2 protein-coding genes are annotated in these 1,179 nt (G+C 69.6%); both read left to right on the forward strand.

What is annotated here, in order from left to right; translation table 11 throughout:
- Positions 1-54 precede the first annotated feature (54 nt).
- A complete protein-coding gene (locus IH13_RS0126980) occupies positions 55-624 on the forward strand; it encodes a GTP-binding protein (protein WP_031088580.1) in 570 nt (189 codons plus the stop codon).
- A 58-nt stretch (positions 625-682) separates the two neighbouring features.
- Positions 683-1,179: FAD-dependent monooxygenase (locus tag IH13_RS0126985; protein WP_031088581.1), on the forward strand; the 497-nt coding region annotated here is incomplete at its 3' end.

Genomic DNA, 1,179 nt, shown 5'->3' on the forward strand with positions numbered 1-1,179 from the left:
GACATGGGCCTGCTGGCCGCCGTACGTGACGGACTCCGGAGACTCTGAACCGAGATGACAACCAGCCAGACGGCGCCTTCCGCCGTCAAGATCCTCATCGCCGGCGGTTTCGGCGTCGGCAAGACCACCCTGGTGGGAGCCGTCAGCGAGGTCGCCCCGCTGCGCACCGAGGAGTACCTCACCAAGGCGAGCATCGGTGTCGACGACCTGGCGGGTGTCGGCCAGAAGGACACGACCACCGTCGCCCTGGACTTCGGCCGCATCACGGTCAGCCCTGAACTGGTGGTCTACCTCTTCGGCACGCCCGGCCAGGAACGCTTCTGGTTCATGTGGAACGACCTGGTCAACGGCGCGCTCGGCGGGGTCGTGATCGCCGACACCCGCAGGCTCGACACCAGTTTCGCCTCGATCGACTTCTTCGAGAGCCGGGACATCCCCTTCGTGGTGGCGATCAACTGCTTCCACGGGCACAACACCCGTACGCCGGAGGAGATCCGGGCCGCGCTCGACCTGGACCCGCACGTCCCGCTGCTGATCGGTGACGTCCGTCTGCGGCCGTTCGGGCGGGACGTGCTGCTGGCCCTGGTCGACCACCTGATGAGCCTGCCCGCGGCGGTCGGCTGACCGGCGCCCGCCTCCTCCTTCACCCCATTCCCGTCTTCTCGCCTGGAGAGAACCCAAGATGACAACCCCTCTGCGTGTCCTGGTCCACGGTGGCGGCATCGGCGGGCTGACCCTCGCCGTCGCGCTCGCCCGGCGCGGGCACACCGTCGAGGTCGCCGAACTCCGTGACGAACTGGACGCGCTCGGCGTCGGCATCATCCAGCCGTCCAACGCCCTCCACGTCATGCGGGAGATCGGTGTGCTCGACGCGTGCCTCGCGGTCGGCTACGAGTGGGAGGTGCTGACCATCTGCGACCCGGCCGGCACCACCCTCGCCGAGATCCCGCAGCCCCGGATGGACGACGCCCCCTCCAACAACGGCATACCGCGCCCCGCCCTCGCCGAGGTACTGGGCGAGGCCGCCCATGCGGCCGGGGTCGCGATCCGCTTCGGTACGACCGTCACCGAGCTGTCCGACGACGGTTCCGGCGTCGAGGTGGTCCTGTCCGACGGATCGTCCGCCCGGTGGGACCTGGTCGTCGGCTTCGACGGCATCGGCTCGCCGCTGCGGACCCG

The sequence above is a fragment of the Streptomyces sp. NRRL WC-3549 genome (assembly GCF_000721935.1).
Lineage (GTDB): Bacteria > Actinomycetota > Actinomycetes > Streptomycetales > Streptomycetaceae > Streptomyces.